Source organism: Curtobacterium sp. VKM Ac-1393, assembly GCF_015350995.1.
Classification (GTDB): Bacteria; Actinomycetota; Actinomycetes; order Actinomycetales; family Microbacteriaceae; genus Curtobacterium.
Genome location: NZ_JADKRW010000001.1, coordinates 243,411 through 261,601 on the forward strand (window position 1 = coordinate 243,411; position 18,191 = coordinate 261,601).

The following is an 18,191-nucleotide window of genomic DNA, read 5'->3' on the forward strand; positions in this document are numbered from 1 at the left end:
ACTACGGCTGCGCGTTCAGCGCGGTCGTGAGGTGCTTCGAGAAGCCCTCGGCAGCCTGCTCCGGCGACTTCCGACCGGTCGCGACGTCGGCGAACATCGACTGGAACGACGCGTCACCCTCGATGGTCGCCCAGCCCGGGGTGGCCGGGGTCGGACGGCTCGTACCCGCCGCCGCGAAGTACGGCTTGTGCAGGGCGTCCACGTCACCGGCGACCGCGTCGAGCAGCTCGGTCGAGTTCGGCTCCCAGCCGTCCACGCCGAAGACCTGGTCCTGCTGGAACTCCTTCGAGGTCAGGATCTTCAGGTAGTACAGCGCGAGGTCCTGGTTGGCGGCCTTCGCCGGGATCCCGAGGTCGGACCCGCCGAGGAACACCGGCTGCGTCTTCCCCTCGGTCTGCGACGGCATGGGGAACGTGCCGATCTGGTCGGCGAGCGCCGGCTTCGCCGTGGTGATCGAGCCGATCTCCCACGCCGAGCCGAGGAACGCCGAGGTGTTCCCCTGCGCGAAGACGTCGCTCTGCGAGGGCTTGTCGGTGTTGATGTCCTGCGTCGACTTCGCGGAGTAGTCGTTCTGGAACTCCTTCCACGCCGTCAGGCCCTTCACGGCGTCGGCGGAGTCGAGCTCACCGGTCCACTTGCCGTCCTTGTCGGAAGCGATCTCGCCGCCGGCGTCCCAGACCCACTGCAGCCCGCCGTACCAGTACTGGCCGGGCATGTAGAAGGCGGAGAAGTCGCTCTTCGCGTTGGCGGCCTTGACCTTGTCGAGGTCGGCGGTGAGCTCGTCGTAGGTGGTCGGCACATCGGTGACGCCGGCGTCCTTCCAGACCTTCTTGTTGTAGACGACGGCGCGGTTGCCGGCGAAGAGCGGCGCTCCGTACAGCTTTCCGTCCACCGTCGCCGGCCCCTCGAGCCCGGTGAGCCAGGTCTGGCCGTCCTTGAGCTCGTCGCGGTAGGGCGTCAGGTCCATCAGGCCACCGGCCGCCGCGTAGACCGGCACCTGCGTGTTGCCGAGGTCGACCACGTCCGGGGCGTCGTCCTGCGCGAGCGCCGTGGTGAGCTTCGTAGTGATCCCGTCCCACTGCTGGGTCTGGATCGTCACCTTCGCCCCGGTGTCCTTCGTGAACTGCTTCTGGGCGGCGTCGAGGACCTTGTCGCTGAGGTCGCCGTTCATCATCCAGACGGTGATGGTCTTGCCCTTGCCATCGGGTGTGCCGATGGACTTCGTGCCACCGTCGGAAGCTCCGTTGCTTCCGGCGGAGCACCCGGTGAGGGCGAGCGCGGCCGCCAGGCCGAGCGCACCGAGTGCGGCGAAACGCGTGCGTGTCACGTTGACTCCCTTGGTCCGACCTTTATGAAAGGACGTTGCGTATTCGCAAGTGAAGACCTTCGTGACCGGGTTGTCAACCGTTGGATCGGTCCCTGTGGACAGGTTCGATCCGCGTGTTTCCGGGGGATCACGGATGTCGAACAGATCAGGGCGAACGCTTGACGCAACTGGTCATGACCAGGCATGATCTGCGCCGCACGTCGACGGGGTGGACGCGCCGACCGGGAGGCCCGGTGCCGGTCTCGCAGACCGGCACCGGGCCTCCCGGATCACCACCACTTCCGTCAGACGGCCGCCAGCGCGGACGTGGGATAGGCCGTCAGGCGTCGAACGGTACCTCGCCGTGGTCGCTCACGCCGGCACGCTGCCGGTAGGCCAGGTGCCCACCGAGGTACCCGCCGACCCCGACGACTCCGAGCGCCGCGAACCCGAGCAGCTTCCCCGCGCCGTGGTTGCCGTGCTTCCGCTGCCACCACGACAGCCCGTACAGCGAGATGCCGACCCAGTTCACGGCCTGGTGCACCCATCCGGTGCGCAGCTGCTCGCGGTCGAGCTCCGACCAGTCGACGTACCCGGCGACCGAGGCACTGCCGGAGGACACGAGCCCGACGCCGATCAGCGTCTTGGCGGCCTTCGCGTTGCCCTTCCCGCCGAACACGTCGAGCACGGCCGCGGAGATCCAGGCCCCGAGCGGCACCTGCACCATGAGCGGGTGGACCGGGTGCCCGAACGGCACACCGTGCAGCAGCTGCCGCAGCGCCTTCGGCCGAGTGGTCGCCCGCACGACCGCGCGATCGATGTCGACGGCCTTGTCGAGCACACTCGCGTGCTCGATGGAGTCGGTGAGGCGACGCAGCGCACGGATCTCAGGCATGCCCTGCAGCCAACCCGGCAGGCCCGTACCGGGTCCCAGGAACCGGCCCCGGGCCTCCCGTCAGTCACCTCGCCGCCTACTCCTCGACGACCTCCGCCAACTGGAACGGCTCGACCGTCAGGCCGTCGCCGTCCGCGGCGACGTCCACCCGCACGGTGTCGCCGTCGCGGACGTCACCGGACAGGATCGCGCGCGCCAGCTTGTCGTCGATCTGCCGCTGCATCAGGCGGCGGAGCGGTCGAGCGCCGTACAGCGGGTCGTACCCGCGCTCGGCGAGCCAGCCACGGGCCTCTGGCGTGACCGCGAGCTCGAGCCGGCGGTCGGTCAGGCGACGGGCGAGCCGATCGACGTAGAGCGACACGATCTGCCCGAGGTCGTCGGCCGTCAGGGCCTGGAACACCACGATGTCGTCGAGGCGGTTGATGAACTCCGGTCGGAACGCCTGCTGCACGAGCTCGCGCACGGCGTCCTCCCGCTGGTCGTCGGTCAGCGTCAGGTCCGTCATGAACTGGGACCCGAGGTTCGACGTGAGCACGAGGATCGTGTTGCGGAAGTCGACCGTGCGGCCCTGACCGTCGGTGAGACGACCGTCGTCGAGGACCTGCAGCAGCACGTCGAAGACCTCGGGGTGGGCCTTCTCGATCTCGTCGAGCAGGATCACCGAGTACGGGCGACGACGGACGGCCTCGGTGAGCTGCCCGCCGGACTCGTAGCCGACGTACCCGGGCGGGGCACCGATCAGCCGCGAGACCGAGTGCTTCTCGCCGTACTCGCTCATGTCGATGCGGACGAGGGCCTTCTCGTCGTCGAACAAGAACTCGGCGAGCGCCTTGGCCAGCTCGGTCTTGCCGACCCCGGTCGGGCCGAGGAACAGGAACGAGCCGGTCGGACGGTCCGGGTCGGAGATGCCCGCGCGGGTGCGCCGGACGGCCTCGGACACGGTGTTCACGGCGGTGCGCTGCCCGATGATCCGGCGACCGAGCTCGTTCTCCAGGTGCAGGAGCTTCTCGGTCTCGCCCTGCAGCAGCCGGCCGAGCGGGATGCCCGTCCACTGCGCGATCACGGCGGCGATGTCCTCGTCGGTGACGCTGTCGTTCACCATGCGATCGGCGGACTCGGCCTGTTCGGCGGCGGCCAGTTCGGCTTCGATCCGGGGCTTCTCGCTGTACCGGATGCGGGACACCGTCTCGAAGTCGTTGTCCCGCTCGGCGCGGGATTCGCGGACCCCCAGGTCGTCGAGCTGCTGCTTCAGCTCACCGATCCGGTTCAGGCTGGCGCGCTCGGCCTGCCAGCGCTGCTCGAGTTCGCCGAGGCGTTCCTCGCGCGTGCGGAGCTCGTTCCGCAGGGTCTCGAGCCGGGCCTTCGAGGCGTCGTCCTTCTCCTGCTTGAGCGCGAACTCCTCGACGCGCAGCCGGTCGACGTTCCGCTTCAGTTCATCGATCTCGACCGGGCTGGAGTCGATCTCCATGCGGAGCCGGCTGGCGGCCTCGTCGATCAGGTCGATCGCCTTGTCGGGCAGCTGCCGGCCGGAGATGTAGCGGTTCGACAGGCTCGCCGCGGCGACCAGGGCAGAGTCGTTGATCGTGACCTTGTGGTGCGCCTCGTAGCGTTCCTTGAGCCCGCGGAGGATCGCCACGGCGTCCTCGACGCTGGGCTCGCCGACGTAGACCTGCTGGAAGCGCCGTTCGAGGGCGGCGTCCTTCTCGATGTACTCGCGGTACTCGTCGAGCGTCGTCGCCCCGATGAGCCGCAGTTCGCCGCGCGCGAGCATCGGCTTGAGCATGTTCGAGGCCGCGACGGACCCCTCGCCGCCGCCGGCACCCATCAGCGTGTGCAGCTCGTCGATGAACGTGATGACCTGCCCGTCGGATTCGTTGATCTCCTTGAGCACGGCCTTGAGACGCTCCTCGAACTCACCGCGGTACTTCGCGCCGGCGATGAGCGAGGAGATGTCGAGCGAGACGAGCCGCTTGTCCTTGAGCGAGTCGGCGACGTCGCCCGCGACGATGCGCTGCGCGAGCCCCTCGACGACGGCGGTCTTGCCGACGCCGGGCTCGCCGATGAGCACGGGGTTGTTCTTGGTGCGGCGGGTGAGCACCTGGCTGACGCGTCGGATCTCGGAGTCGCGTCCGATCACCGGGTCGAGCTTGCCGCTTCGGGCGATCGCCGTCAGGTCGACGCCGTACTGCTCGAGGGCGGTCTTCTGTCGCTCTTGCGAGTCAGGAGCACCCTGGAGGTTCGCCATGCGTTCCGTCCTTTCGTTGCGGTGGTGTTGTACTTGAGTCTACTGCACTCAACTTACGTCGGCGCGGAGACATTCCGGATCCCGACGGCGCTGACGACCGCGCCGGCGAGGAGCAGCACCGCCATCACGACGACCGCCCGGTGCAGGCCGGCGACACTCATCTCCCCGCCGAGCACGATGCCCGCGAGCGCCACCATCACCAGGCCGGCGATCCGTGCGATCGCGTTGTTCACGGCCGACCCGACGCCGGCCTCGGACTGCGGCACCGATCCGAGCACGGCACTGGTCAGCGGCGTCACCATGAGCGCGATCCCGAACCCGACGAGCACGAGCCCGGGGAACACGCCGAACCAGTACGCGTCCGGCTGCGCACCGACCAGCAGCATCAGGAGCGAGCCGATCGCAGCCACCGCCGGTCCCGCGGCCATGAACCAGCGCGGCCCGAACCGTCCGGCCAGACCACCCACCGCCGAGGACACCAGCAGCAGGACCACCGTCGGGGGCAGCGTCGCCAGGCCGGCGAGCCAGGCCGGGAACCCCCAGACCTCCTGCAGGAACAGCGTCACCACGAAGAACACCATGCTCAGGGCGCCGTAGATCGACAGTGTCGCGATGTTGCCCACCGCGAAGTTCCGCACCCGGAACAGCGCGAGCGGCACCAGCGGCGAACCGGTCGTCCGGGTCACGTGGAGTTCCCACGGCACGAAGGCGGCGAGCGCCACGGCACCGAGCACGAGCGCTGCGACCACCACCGGCGCGTCCCACCCGAGCCGCTCCTGCTCGATGAGCCCGAGCACCGCGCCACCGACGCCGACGACCGCGAGCACGGCGCCGACGACGTCGATGCGCGGCCGGGTCTCGGGGTGCACGTCACCGGTGATCCGCAGCACGAGCGGGATCGTCACCGCGATCGGCAGGGCCGTCAGCACGAAGATCCACCGCCAGCCGACGCTGTCGACCACCAGCCCGCCGACCACCGGCCCGAGGATCGTCGCCGCGCTCGACCAGGCGGTCCACGTGCCGATCGCCTTCGACTGCGCGGCCCCGCGGAACGCCGCCACGATGAGCGCGAGCGCACTGGGCGTCACGAGGGCGCCGCCGACCCCCTGGAGCGCCCGGGACACGATGAGGACCTCGCCGGTGGGGGCGACCGCACACGCGACCGAGGCGATCCCGAACACGACGAGCCCCCACGTGATGATCCGGACCCGGCCGAACACGTCCGACAGCGAGCCGGCGACGAGGATGAGCGAGCCGAGCGTGACCAGGTAGGCGTCGACGGTCCACTGCTGCACGACGAGCCCACCGCCGAGCTCCTGCCGGATCGCCGGGAGCGCCACGTTCACCACGCTCGAGTCCAACCCGACGACGAACGACGACAGGATCGCCACCACCAGCACGGTGCGACGGTCGTCCCGGAGCGGCGCGGTGGCGCGGTGTGCGGCGGGCAGACTCGTCATGTGCTCATCCTGCGCCCCCTCGGGCCGCGCCGCGCCCCCGCACGACGAAGCCCCCGCGACCGACGAGGGTCGCGGGGGCTGCCGACAGGACGGGGCTGAGGGGTCCTGAGCTCGAGGTCTAGCGCCGGGAATCCGTGTTCGGCTGCGCGCTCGGGCCGGGGTTCAGGACCGGACCGGCGGCGGGCTCGGCGGGAGCGGTCGGAACGGTGGTGTTCGGGACCGCGGTGTTCTGCACCGTCGTGTCGCCCGCCTGAGCCTTCTTCTCGTCGTCGGACATCTCCTTCTTGAAGATGTTGATCGACTGCCCGAGACCCTTGGCGAGCGCCGGGAGCTTGGTCGCACCGAAGAGCAGGATGACGATCCCGAGGATGATCAGCAGGTGCAGACCGGTGAGGTTTCCGAGCATCATGACTCCTTGATCTGGAACTGGTCGCCGTTGGTGGATCGTCCTCGACCCACGGGGCGGAAGTCCGTGTCCCCCCATCGTAACTCTCCCGCTCTCCGATGCCCAGGCCGGGCGCCGGAACGGACACCGATCGCACAGGGAAGTGGACGCAGCACGTGCCGCCGGCCGCTGCTACCGCGCCGAGAGCGCCCGGTCGAGGCTCCAGAGGACGGGCTCCTCGCGCAGCGCCGGGATGTCGGCCTCGGTCACGCCGGTGAGCCGGAAGGTCACCCGCTCCCCGGGCAGCAGGGTCATGAACCCGCGGTCCACGGCACCGTCAGACGTCACCCGGTCGGGCTGGACGAGCAGGTCGCGGACGAGCGACTCGGCCTCGACGGTCAGGTCGAGCCCACCGTCGACGGGCGCGAACGACGTGCGGTACCGCGCCGGCTCCCACCGCATGTCGACGTCGGGGCCCGGCGTCCAGACCGCGCGGTGCCAGTCCATGTCCGCCACGATGAGCTCGTTCGCCGGGTCGTCGACCACGCCGACGGACTCGGGCAGTGCGACGACGGCGACCCCGGCGGACGACGACCGGACGGGCAGGGAGACCTCGGCCAGGATCGCGCCGGCCGTGGTGACCCGGCGGACACGCACCACGCTGTCTTGCCCACCGCGGGTGGAGCGGACCGCGACCTCGACGGGTGACGACCCGAACGACCCGGGCGAGACGCCGAGCGACAGGGTGTCCGCAAGGATGCCCAGCTCAGCCGTCTCGCCGACGGCGGACGACCCACCCGGGTGATCCGGGCCTCCCGTCCGGTCCGCGTCGGACGCGACGGGACCGCCGGACGCGACCGACGAATCGGACACGACCGACGAATCGGACTCGACCGACGAAGCGGACACGACCGGAGCAGCGGACGCCCCCGACACCGGCGAGGCAGGCGACGCAGCCGGCCCGGACACGACCGACGGCGCGACCGCCACCCGCGACACCGGACGGATGGTCAACAGGACGTCGTCGTACAACCGGCGCAGCTCGTGCGCGAGCGGCTTCAGGCGCCCCGCCGAGTCGATCGCGGACCACGACGACACCGGCCACAGGTCGTTGAGCTGCCACATCACCACGCCCGCGTTCCGCGGCCAGTGCGTGCGCCAGTGCTCGATGCCCGTCGCGATGGCCCGTGCCTGCTGCAGCTGCGTCAGGTAGTGCCACGCGTCGAACGAGAAGGGGCCCGTGCCGAACCGCGGCTCCAAGCCGCGGGCCAGCTTGCCCATGCCGTCCGCTGCCTTCTGGTGGTGCACGACTCCGGGTGCGTCGACCCCGAGCACCTCGTCGGCGACGCCGTCTCGCAGCGTCCGCCAGGCCGGCGGTGCCTGCCAGCCGAACTCGGACACGAACCGCGGCACCGACCCGCGGTAGGCGGTGTCGGGCAGCCGGTTCCAGACGTCCCACGAGTGGTGCGTCTCGTGGTCGACGTCGTTCGCGGGCAGCGACTCGGAGCCCGACCACGGCGAGGCCACGGTGTAGAAGCGCGACGGGTCGACCGCGTCGACGATCGTCGGCAGCAGGTCGAGGTAGTAGTCGAGGCCCCAGCCGCGGTCACCGAGGGAATCCGCCCAGCCGTCGACGTCGTGCAGCCAGATGTTCTCGTTGTTCCCGTTCCACAGCACCAGCGACGGGTGTCGGGCGAGCCGGGCGACGTTGTCCCGCGCCTCGGCGATGACCTCGCTGCGGATCGGTTCGACCTCGGGGTACGCCGAGCAGGCGAAGGGGAAGTCCTGCCAGACGAGCAGCCCGAGCTCGTCGCAGACCTCGTAGAAGTCGCGCGACTCGTACACGCCGCCGCCCCACACGCGCACGAGGTTCGTGCCGAGCGAGGCCGCCGCGCCCAGCCGCGACTCCAGCCGTGCACGATCGACGCGCGAGACGATCACGTCGTCCGGGATCCAGTTGACGCCCCGCACGTCGATCAGCGTCCCGTTGACGTGGATGCCGAACGGGCGCCCCATGTCGTCGACCTGCGTGTCGATCCGGGTCGACCGGAAGCCGGTGCGGAACGTGTCGCGGTCCAGCACCTCGCCGTCCACGGTCTGCAGCTCGACGACCACGTCGTACTGCGCCTGCGCGCCGTAGCCCCGGGGCCACCAGCGCAGCGCCTCGGGGACCCGCACCGTGACGACGGTCTCGTCGTCCTTCGGGGTCAGCTGCGCGCGGGACCGCTGCCGCGTGGGGGTGCCGTCCTCCTTGAGACCGCTCACGGTCACGACGAGCACCAGGTCGTCGTCCTCGCCGTCCTGGTCCAGGTCGTTCAGGCCGGAACGCTCGACCGTGATGTGCGCGTCGAGCACGCCCTCGCCGGCCTCGACGTCGACGAGCGGTCGGACCTCGCGCAGTCGCGCGGTCGACCACCGCTCGATGGCGACAGGACGCCAGGGTCCACTCGTGACGGCGGTGAGGCCCCAGTCCCAGCCGAAGTTCGACGCCATCTTGCGGATGTACGGGAACGGCTCGTCGTACGGGCCGGGCATGCTGCCGGCCTTCGCGGCGACGCGGCCGGCCTCGCGGTACGGCGACTCGAACAGGATCTCGAGGTCCTTCGTCGTCGCACCCGATCCGGTCTGCACGCGCGCGTCGAAGCGGTAGCGGCGGTGCATGTTCCGGGTCGTGCCGACGACGACGCCGTCCAGGCTCAGTTCGGACACGGTGTCCAGGCCGTCGCAGACCAGGTCCACACGCTCGTGGCCGCGGGGGTCGACGTCGACCGACGTCCGGTACGCCCAGTCAGCTCGGCCCACCCACTTGGCGGCCTGCTCGTTCAGGTGGAACGTCGGGTCGGGCAGCAGGCCCTCCCGTTCCAGGTCGGTGTGCACCTGCCCCGGCACCGTCGCCGGGATGCTGCGTCCCGCGACGCCGTCTGGCGCACCGGTTCCTCCGGCCATGGTCACGGTCCAGCCGTCGCGGAGTTCCTCGCGTTCGAGGGTCATACGGGTCCTTCTCTTCGGCGGACGGGGTGTCCGTCGCCTCGGTCGGGACGCCGGCGGCGGCCCGCCCCGTGGCCGCTTCAGTCGGCCGGGAGGCGCGGCGCCGGTTGCCCGGGCGTCGTCACGTCGCGCGCGCGATCGGGTGGCGCTCGCGCGTGGGGGTGCTCGGCGATGCTAGTACGGGATGCTTTCGGCAACCTATGTGGTGACAGCGCGGTGTCGCGCGTGCAGGGTGGGGAGGTGATCACCGTTGCACTCGCCAGGACCCTCCGAGACGCCGGCCTGCGCTGGCACCCCGAGACGGGCGACCGGTTCGTCATCGACAAGCCCGAGGTGGACGAGGACGTCTACACGGTCTCCGAGATGACCGTCGAGCGGCACGACTCCCCCACCGGCACGATCCTGGGGTTCAACGGGACGACCGAGTGGGCGCTCGACTCGGTCACCGCCTCGGAGTCGCTCTGGCTGCCGCGCGAGGACCAGTTGCGCGAGCTGCTCGGGCCGTCCTTCATCGGGTTGACGCGGGTCTCGGCGAACGGCCGGGTCGTCTACACCGTCACCGCGACGATCGGTGGGGCCGACCGGAGCTTCGCATCGGAGACCCCCGCGATCGCGTACGGCACGGCGTTGCAGGCGTACATCGACGACGCCCTGTCCTGAGCGGCACGCCCGGGGTCCGCGATCCTGGACGTTGCCGGAATGCGCGCTGAGGGTCGTTTGGTTGCATGGCACCATGACCGTTCCGAACATCACCCTGAACGACGGCAAGACCATCCCGCAGCTCGGCTTCGGTGTCTTCCAGATCGCCCCCTCCGAGACGAAGGCCGCCACGCTGGCCGCACTCGAGGTCGGCTACCGCCACATCGACACCGCCGAGATGTACGGCAACGAGAAGGAGGTCGGCGAGGCGATCGCTTCGTCCGGGATCCCGCGCGAGGAGATCTTCGTCACCTCGAAGCTCAACAACGGCTTCCACGCCCCCGAAGCGGCACTGGAGAACGGCAAGAAGTCGGCCGAGCTGCTCGGCGGCTACACCGACCTCTTCCTCATCCACTGGCCGCTCCCCACGGTGAGCGACTTCGTGCCGACGTGGAAGGCCTTCGAGGAGCTCTACGCCGCCGGCACCGCGCGCTCGATCGGCGTCTCGAACTTCCACACGAACCACCTCAACCGCCTCGCCGCCGAGACCACGATCACCCCGGCCGTCAACCAGATCGAGGTGCACCCGTACCTCGCCCAGGAAGAACTCCGCGCCTACGGCCGTGAGCACGGCATCGCGACCGAGGCCTGGTCCCCGATCGCCCAGGGCCTCGTGCTCGACGACGAGACCATCACCCGCATCGCCGGCGCCGCGGGCAAGAGCCCCGCACAGGTCGTGCTCCGCTGGCACATCCAGCGTGGTGACATCGTCTTCCCGAAGTCGGTCACCCGCGCCCGCGTCGAGGAGAACTTCGCGATCTTCGACTTCGAGCTCTCCGACGAGGACATGACGGACATCACGTCGCTCGACAAGGGGCACCGCACGGGTCCGGACCCCGACACGTTCGACTACATCCCGGCCTGATCGGTCGGATCCGTCGATGAAGCCGCCCGGGGCGACCCGGGCGGCTTCGTCGTGTCGGCAGGCCCGCCGTGTCGGCGGCTACGCTGCAGGGAAGGGGTGTTCATGACTGCGGTGGCTCGGTTCGACGGTGGATGGACGCCGCAGCTCGACCAGGCGTACCGGGACGTCCTCGGTGCGGTCCGTGACGGCTCCCTCGGCCAGGACGTCGCCCACGACGAGCTGGCGCTCTCCGGACGGTTCGGCCTCGACCCGGTGGTCCTCCACGCGGTGCTCGAGCGGCTGTCCGACGTCGGGATCGCCGTCCTCGACGACCAGGCCGCCGTCCGCTTCCGTTCGCTGTCCCCCGCCGCCTGGGTGGACAACGGCTGGCTGCTCGTCGGGCTGCTCGAAGGGGTCATGCGCTCTGCCGTGCCCGTGCTCACGGCAGCGGACCTCGTCGAGCAGGGTCGTGTCGCCGAGGTGCTTCGTCGCTCGGCGCACCTGCGCACCCCCGAACTCGACCCGGCCTTCTGGGCTTCGATCACCTTCTGGATCGACCGCACCCCGAACGTGTCCCTCGGTCGACTCGCCGCGCGTGCCGTCGAGCGGGCCCGGTTCGGCGTGACGCCGTCGATCCCGTTCCGGTCGACGTCGGTCGATGCCTGGGCCGCAGCGGCCGAGCAGGCGGTGCGGTACCCCGGTGTGCGGTCCGCCGAGCGTGCTGCGCACGTCCTCGGACGACTGTGGGGCGAGCACGTCGACGGCACCGCTGCCGCCTTCGGCACAGCACCCGACGACGGGTCGCCGGCGTCGTCGTCTGCGCATTCCGCGCCTTCCGCGTCGTCAGCGCCGGAGGACTCGCCGAGCTGGGCCGTCTGGACCCCGGACGACCTCTGGTGGGACCTGCTCGCGATGGTGCGTGACGGGACGCTCCAGCGCGACCGGACCTACCGCGCGGGTGAGATCGCCGCCCGACTGCGACAGTCGGTCCGACGGCTCATGCCGATGGTCCGACGACTCGAACTGCTCGGGCTCGTCGAGACGAGGCCGGACGACCCGGAGCGCATCCGCATCACCCGACCGGACCTGCAGCACTGGACCGATTCGCTCCAGCTCGCGTCCACGCTCGTCGAAGCGTGCGCTCGGTGGTCCGTGCAGACCCTGGACGACACCGGGCGAGCCGAGCTGCACGACGTGATCGACCGCCTCCGCCGCCAGGGTCGAATCCGTGACTACGGCTACACGATGTCGGTGGTGGAGCTCTCACGGCTCCTCGCGGACCACACGCCGAACCCCTGGCTCGCCGGCAGTCTGCGGTTCGCCCTGAGCCGGCTCGCGTTCGTGTTCGACGAGGCGCCGCCCTTCCGCAGGTGGGACATCGAGGACGTCCTCACCCAGCTGGAGGACGCCATCGACCGCGGTGACCCGGACCGAGCCGCAGACGCGGCGCACGCGCTCAACGTCCACTACGACGCGCACATCGTCGACGTCGTCGCGCGGTTGTCCGGCACGGAGTCCTGAGCCGTAGGAAGCACTCGATCCCGTCCGCGTAGCCGGCGCCCTCCGGGCTCCACATCCGCTGGTCGAACTCGACGGTGAGTCCGTGGCTGGAGTCGTACGGCACCTCGTTGCACACGGCCGAGGCCATGTACCCGACGTCGTCCGTCATCCGCAGCCGCTTGCCGGGTCGAACGGACGTGACGACGCCCGCGCCGGTGACCCGATGGAGAGTGCGTGATATTCTAATATCATGCGATTGGTAAACCCCTCTGTTCGCGCGTTCACCGCGATCCTCGTCACCGTCGGCTCGGTCCTCGGCGGCGGGATCGCCTCCGCCGGGAGCCTGCCGTCACCGGCCGGTTCCTCCTCGCCCCGATCACCCGCGGGTCAGGCGTCGATCGTGCACTCGGGGGACGAGCGCACGACGACCATGCGCGTCTGGGGACAGGGCGACGCGGAGACGGAACGTCGCCGTGAGGGTCGCAGCTACCGGCACAGCGACCTGCAACCGGTCTCCCGCTTCGCACAGAAGGGAACCGAGCTCGAGGTCACGCTGCCGGCAGATGCGCCCGCGATGCAGGTCGGCATCGGCCTGTACGGCAACTACGACGACTACAACGAAGGGTCCGCGGTCGGCATCAAGACCTTCCCGGTGACCGCGGGCACGACGGCCGTGACCGCGCCGGTGGACGGCCTCGTGTACCTGATCGACCGATCCCCCTCGGGGTCTCACGACGTGACCGTCCGAGGTGGAGAGGCGCTGCCCACCTTCGTCCTCGGCACGACCTCCGACGATGAGTTCGCACGCGACCGGGCCGCTCACGAGGACGCGTCCTTCGTCACCATCGTCGGCGAACGGACCTTCGCCGAGCCGCCGAAGGGTGCCTTCGGGCGGATCCCCGACCAGATGACGAGCAGGGTGGAGCTCTGGGACCGCGTCGTCGAGCTCACGAACGCGCACTTCGGCCTGCTCGACGACGGATCGGGGCTCGCACGCAAGTCGCCGCAGCGCCTGCACATCACCACGCCCGACACCGGTGGTGCCTGGGCGAGCGCCGGGAACGACCGGATCACGATGCCCGTGCGGGGCGGCGCCGCATGGGAGCTGCTCAGCTCCGCACCAGGGAACATGTGGGGCTTCTGGCACGAGGTCGGCCACACCTACCAGACGCCGGCGTACAACTGGGCCGGTATGGGTGAGGTCGTGGTGAACACGTCCGTGCTCGACGTCCAGCGGACCATCAGCGGCGAGAACCGGCTCGATCGGCAGAACACCGCCGGTGTCGCCGCGTTCTTCGCGACGCCGGTCGACGAACGCGTCTACGACACCCAGGACGGCTGGGTGAAGATCCTGATGTTCGACCAGCTCCGCCGGGCGTTCGGGGAGCACTTCTACCCGCGCGTGAACCAGTCGCTCCGCAGCGGACTCGCGCTCGGCGAGGTCAGCACGCCGGACAACGGCGACTCGAAGAAGCAGCTGTTCGCGCGGACCGCGGCGCAGATCGCGGACCGTGATCTCCGCCCCTTCTTCGCCCAGTGGGGGTTCCCGCTCACCGACGCGACCTCGGCGGCACTCGCCGAGCTCCCCCCGCTCACCACGGACATCTGGGAGAACCGGAACTCCGCGACCGACCGAACGGACCACGATCTCGAGCCCTACGCCGTGCCCATGGGACGCATCACCGGGGGTCAGCCGACGGTGGTGGTGGGGCAGCAGCGCCTCGACGACGAACCCGTCCTCGCCGATCTGCAGAACTCCGATGGACGCGGCGTCCCCGAGTACACCGGGCAGTCGGTCTCGGCCACCGCGGCCGGCACCGGGACCCTGCTCGTCGCACTCCGGAACAGCCTGGGTGTCCGCGAGGTCCTGACCCGCCCGGTGACCGTGGAGCCGGGCAACATGTTCTCCTTCGACGGCCTCTCCGACCGGAACGTCATGCGCCTTGCGGTGGACCCCCGCGAACACGAGCTCCGGCTCTTCGCCGGCACGACCTACAACGCGCACGCGTCGTGGGGCGGCAAGGAGTACATCGGTTTCGAGCTCCGGAGCGCGGATCGCCGTGAACAGATCGGAACCTGGTCGGTCCGCGGCAACGAGACGGCGCACGCCCTGGCCTCGGGCTTCGCGCAGGAGTACCAGGACGGCCAGGTGCTGATCGTCCGTCACGCCGAGGCGCGGAGCCGCCTGGACCGCTGGGACGACAGCGTCCTGCAGCCGGCCAACGCCGCCACCGTCCAGCGCTACCGGATCGTGGACGGCCGCTTCGAGCCGATGGCCGAGGACCCGATCGTGGCGACCGCCGGTCCCTCGGTCACCCTGTCGCGCCGATCGGACACCCCCGTGGAAGTGCGCCTCCAGACCACGCGCGCGATCGACCGCCTGTCCGCCGATGTGTCCCTCACCGCACCGGATGCGACCGCCTTCGCGCCCGGTCAGACGACCCTCGTCGCCGAGGTCCTGCGCCCGGGTGGTTCGTGGACCCGAGAGTCCGACCTGGACCTCGAAGGAGCCACCGCGAACGCGACCGGCACAGTGCTCACGGCGAAACGGGACTCGGTCGCCGTCGACCTCCCCGAGGGCACGCTCATCCGCTGGTCGCCGCTCGTCCGGGTGGTGCCGGACGCGCCAGCAGGCACGAGCGGGCTCGACTACACCGTCACGGGGATGATCGACGGTTCGACGGTCCGGATCGCGAGCTGAGGGCCGACGGGCCGACGGCTCGCTCGCTACGCTCGGCGCGACGCCGTCACCGTGAACTTCGGCGTCCGCACGACCTGTCGCGTCGGCCCGACCAGCCGCTCCAGTACGGGCCGGTAGCGCAGGTGTCCGTTCCAGACGCACCACAGTTCACCGCCGGACTGGAGGATCGTGGCCGCGTTCCGGAACATCGCCTCGGCCGCGTCGGTGGTCACCGTGGTGTCCGCGTGGAACGGCGGGTTGCACAGCACCAGCTGTGCAGACCCGGCAGCGAGCTCGTCGCCGGCGTCGGTGCGCAGCGCGGTGACCCGGTCGGCGACGCCGTTCGCCTCCGCCGTCGCCCGCGTCGAGGCCACCGCGATCCGTGACACGTCGGTCGCGACGACCTGCACGTTCGGTCGACGCAGTGCGATCGCCGATGCGATGACCCCGTTGCCGGACCCGAGGTCGACGACGGTCCGTGCACTCGGCACGGCGTCGTCCATCGCTTCGAGCAACACACGGGTTCCCTGGTCGAGCGAGGTCCCCGCGAACACCCCACCGTGCGCGACGAGGGTCATGCCGAGGTCGTCGACGTGCACCGACCGCGGCCACGGGTTGGTCGCAGCCGCACGGTTCGCCTGCGCGCGTAGCGGGTCCTGCGCGATGAGCAGCCGCGACTTGCCACGCCCGCGCGACGCCGTGACCTCACCGAAGGACCGGCGCAGGACGTCGTTCTGCGACAGGTTCATGTACTTGACGTTGCCGCCGCACAGCAGCACGACGTCCGGGGCGGCGAACCGCGCGACGGCTCGGGCGATCTCGTCGAGCCGGTCGTGCGACTTCGAGAGCCGCAGCACGACGAGCCGCACGTTCCGGAAGGCGTCCTCGAGCGAGTCCGGGTGGTGGAAGCCACGCAACCCGAACGTTCCGGCGTTGGCCTCGAGCGCGCGCTCCCCCACCAGCGAGTCCTGCACGACCCGGATGTCCGAGGCGCCGTACTGCGTGATGAGCCCGAGCGTCAGGACCCCGAGGCGATCGTCGACGACGGCGACCTGTCCGGGCTGCCGGAGCGCGTCACCGTGCACGTGCGGCGCCTCGTCGATGAGGAACCGGTCGGTGCCGTCGATCGCGATGAGGTCGGGAGCGGATTCGTCGCGGTGGCGGAAGAGGTCGGCGAAGTCTGGCACCGCGTCAGCGTACCCGCGCGACCCCGTTGGAGGTTTGCATGTCATGCGGCATTCTCTCGGTGGCGACATACCACATACGAATATCCTGTGCATTCCCCTACCAAGGAGTCCTCATGGCCCCCGCTCCCTTCCGCCGCGCTGCAGTCGTCTGCAGCATCGTCACAGCAACCCTCGGCGTCGGCGTACTCGTTCCCGTGTCAGCCACCGCCGCCACCGCCCCGGCCGCGTCCACCGCCCCTTCCACATCCGATGCACTCACCCCCGACGCCATCGAGGGAAACCCCGACCTCGACGCGATCCCCGTCGACCCGTCCCTCGGCGCGCCCCGCTTCCTGAACGATTGGAGCACACTGCACGGTGCGCGGACCGTGATCGGCGATGCCGGCCGCGATGCGGTCTGGCTCGTCGCCGGTGACACGGTCCACGATTACTCGCCTCCGGGTGGAGCCTTCGTGCTGACCGTCCAGGACCGCCACAAGGACGCCGGGCTCGAGGTGATCCGTGTCCACACCGCCGAGGACGGCACGCAGACCCGGACCGAACGCATCCCGATGCCGTGGACGATCACCGTCACCGGCGCCGAGGCGCAGAACAGCTTCACCCCGGGGAAGAACCGCTTCACCGGTACGGCGACGGCCGGCGCGACGATCACTGCGACCGACGCCACCGGTGCCACCCTCTTCAGCACCGAGACGACCGGATCGCGATCGGGAGTGGGCACCTGGTCCGCCGATGCCGTGCTCGCCGACACTGACTACGCGATCACCCTCACCCAGACCACGCCCAGTGGCGAGACCAACCAGCTCCGTGGCATCACCTACACCCCGTCGACCGCCGATGCCCCTCCAGCACCCACCGTCGACGAGACGTACCGTGCACTCGACGGGTCGTTCATGATCTCGGGCAAACTCGATGCACCTGCAGAATCCATCCTCGTCGAGGACGAGGCGGGTGCGTCCATCGCCGACGGGAGCCTGAACCCCAGCGGCTACGTCGCGAAGGTCCCGAACGACCGCATCGGGTCGACGGTCTACGTCGTCGCCCGTTCGGCGGACAACGTCCGCTCGCCCCGCGTTCCCGTCGCCCTCGAGCAGCTGCCGACCGACTCCTCCATCAGCGCTCCGTCGCTCCGGTCCGTCACCGTCCACCCGAACGGACGCGTGCAGGTGGTCGGTGAGCACGACGACGCACCGGGGCTGTGGATCCTCGACGGCGACCGCGTCGTCGGGTCGGTCTCACGCAGCGATGCCGCGTGGAGCTACTCGATCGACCCGGCAGCCACGGACAAGCAGCTGACGATCGCGAACCTGTCCTTCGACGGTCGCGACCTCTCCGGTCTGTCGGAGCGCGTCCTCCTGCCCCGTCTGCTGCAGGTCGACGGCATCGCCGAGCAGAACACCTACACGCCCGGCGCTCGCGCATTCTCCGGCAAGGCCGAAGCCGGCGCGACGATCACCGCGACCGACCAGGACGGCCACGAACTCTTCAGCACCGAGGTCAGCGACACCCGCTCCGGTGTCGGCACCTGGTCAGGATCAGCCGACCTCACCAGCCGAGACGGCTACGAGGTGACCTTCACCCAGACCACCACGGACGGCCGCACCTCGATCATGCGCAACATCGGCTTCGACGCCGAGACCCAGACCGTCGCCCCAGCGACCGTGACCACGAAGACCGTCACCGCCGGCATCAACAACACCTTCACCGGCACCGCGACCCCGGGCGCGACCATCCGCATCCTCAACCCCAACGGCACCCAGATCGTCCCCGGCACCCACGACGTCGCCAGCGACGGCACCTGGACCTTCGACCGCATCGTGTCCAAGGGCGCCACCAAGTTCGACTTCGTCATCGAACAAACCGTCGACAACACCGTCTCGAAGTCCAGCACCTTCTCCCTCACCGCGTCCACCGACCGCGCCGTCACCGTGACCACGAAGACCGTCACCGCCGGCATCAACAACACCTTCACCGGCACCGCGACCCCGGGCGCGACCATCCG

The 18,191-nt window shown here is 70.1% G+C and carries 12 protein-coding genes; 5 read left to right on the forward strand and 7 right to left on the reverse strand.

The genetic code is table 11. From position 1 onward, the window contains the following. Position 1: 1 nt before the first annotated feature. From ITJ59_RS01165 to ITJ59_RS01190, 6 genes are all read right to left on the reverse strand, one after another. A complete protein-coding gene (locus ITJ59_RS01165; RefSeq protein WP_194649307.1) occupies positions 2-1,327 on the reverse strand; it encodes a sugar ABC transporter substrate-binding protein in 1,326 nt (441 codons plus the stop codon). A 319-nt stretch (positions 1,328-1,646) separates the two neighbouring features. Further along, complete coding sequence (locus ITJ59_RS01170) at positions 1,647-2,201, reverse strand: DUF2231 domain-containing protein (RefSeq protein ID WP_194649308.1); 555 nt, start codon at positions 2,199-2,201, stop codon at positions 1,647-1,649. A gap of 76 nt (positions 2,202-2,277) precedes the next feature. Beyond that, positions 2,278-4,446, reverse strand: coding sequence for an ATP-dependent Clp protease ATP-binding subunit (locus ITJ59_RS01175; protein WP_194649310.1), 2,169 nt, complete (start codon positions 4,444-4,446; stop codon positions 2,278-2,280). A 53-nt stretch (positions 4,447-4,499) separates the two neighbouring features. After that, a complete protein-coding gene (locus tag ITJ59_RS01180) occupies positions 4,500-5,906 on the reverse strand; it encodes an MFS transporter (protein WP_194649312.1) in 1,407 nt (468 codons plus the stop codon). A gap of 118 nt (positions 5,907-6,024) precedes the next feature. Continuing rightward, on the reverse strand, positions 6,025-6,315 hold the full coding sequence (gene tatA, locus ITJ59_RS01185; protein ID WP_416354847.1) for a twin-arginine translocase TatA/TatE family subunit: 291 nt from the start codon (positions 6,313-6,315) through the stop codon (positions 6,025-6,027). 168 nt (positions 6,316-6,483) lie between these two features. Then, positions 6,484-9,282 carry a glycoside hydrolase family 2 protein gene (locus tag ITJ59_RS01190; protein WP_194649314.1) on the reverse strand — a complete coding sequence of 933 codons (2,799 nt, stop codon included), beginning with the start codon at positions 9,280-9,282 and terminating at the stop codon, positions 6,484-6,486. 237 nt (positions 9,283-9,519) lie between these two features. Between ITJ59_RS01190 and ITJ59_RS01195 the strand changes: the two genes are divergently transcribed. The 4 genes from ITJ59_RS01195 (at position 9,520) to ITJ59_RS01210 (ending at position 15,023) form a co-directional block, all read left to right on the forward strand. Further along, positions 9,520-9,939, forward strand: coding sequence for a pilus assembly protein CpaE (locus ITJ59_RS01195; protein ID WP_194649316.1), 420 nt, complete (start codon positions 9,520-9,522; stop codon positions 9,937-9,939). Between the two features lie 73 nt (positions 9,940-10,012). Then, complete coding sequence (locus ITJ59_RS01200) at positions 10,013-10,843, forward strand: aldo/keto reductase (RefSeq protein ID WP_194649318.1); 831 nt, start codon at positions 10,013-10,015, stop codon at positions 10,841-10,843. A gap of 102 nt (positions 10,844-10,945) precedes the next feature. Then, positions 10,946-12,343, forward strand: a complete 1,398-nt coding sequence (locus ITJ59_RS01205; protein WP_194649320.1) for an FCD domain-containing protein — start codon at positions 10,946-10,948, stop codon at positions 12,341-12,343. Positions 12,344-12,572: 229 nt separating this feature from the next. Next, positions 12,573-15,023 (forward strand): M60 family metallopeptidase, encoded by a 2,451-nt coding sequence (locus ITJ59_RS01210; RefSeq protein ID WP_194649322.1) that lies wholly within the window; start codon positions 12,573-12,575, stop codon positions 15,021-15,023. Positions 15,024-15,049: 26 nt separating this feature from the next. On the opposite strand, the gene ITJ59_RS01215 is transcribed toward ITJ59_RS01210, so the two are convergent. Continuing rightward, entirely contained in the window at positions 15,050-16,189 is a 1,140-nt protein-coding gene (locus ITJ59_RS01215) for a class I SAM-dependent methyltransferase (RefSeq protein ID WP_323749360.1), read from the reverse strand. A gap of 113 nt (positions 16,190-16,302) precedes the next feature. Between ITJ59_RS01215 and ITJ59_RS01220 the strand changes: the two genes are divergently transcribed. Beyond that, positions 16,303-18,191: hypothetical protein (locus ITJ59_RS01220; protein WP_194649325.1), on the forward strand; the 1,889-nt coding region annotated here is incomplete at its 3' end.

Bases quoted from the DNA above. Each gene is read 5' to 3' on its own strand.
- ITJ59_RS01180 (WP_194649312.1), bottom strand. From the start codon at position 5,906: ATGACGAGTCTGCCCGCCGCACACCGCGCCACCGCGCCGCTCCGGGAC.
- tatA (WP_416354847.1), bottom strand. From the start codon at position 6,315: ATGATGCTCGGAAACCTCACCGGTCTGCACCTGCTGATCATCCTCGGG.
- ITJ59_RS01170 (WP_194649308.1), bottom strand. From the start codon at position 2,201: ATGCCTGAGATCCGTGCGCTGCGTCGCCTCACCGACTCCATCGAGCAC.
- ITJ59_RS01205 (WP_194649320.1), top strand. From the start codon at position 10,946: ATGACTGCGGTGGCTCGGTTCGACGGTGGATGGACGCCGCAGCTCGAC.
- ITJ59_RS01190 (WP_194649314.1), bottom strand. From the start codon at position 9,282: ATGACCCTCGAACGCGAGGAACTCCGCGACGGCTGGACCGTGACCATG.
- ITJ59_RS01200 (WP_194649318.1), top strand. From the start codon at position 10,013: ATGACCGTTCCGAACATCACCCTGAACGACGGCAAGACCATCCCGCAG.
- ITJ59_RS01175 (WP_194649310.1), bottom strand. From the start codon at position 4,446: ATGGCGAACCTCCAGGGTGCTCCTGACTCGCAAGAGCGACAGAAGACC.
- ITJ59_RS01210 (WP_194649322.1), top strand. From the start codon at position 12,573: ATGCGATTGGTAAACCCCTCTGTTCGCGCGTTCACCGCGATCCTCGTC.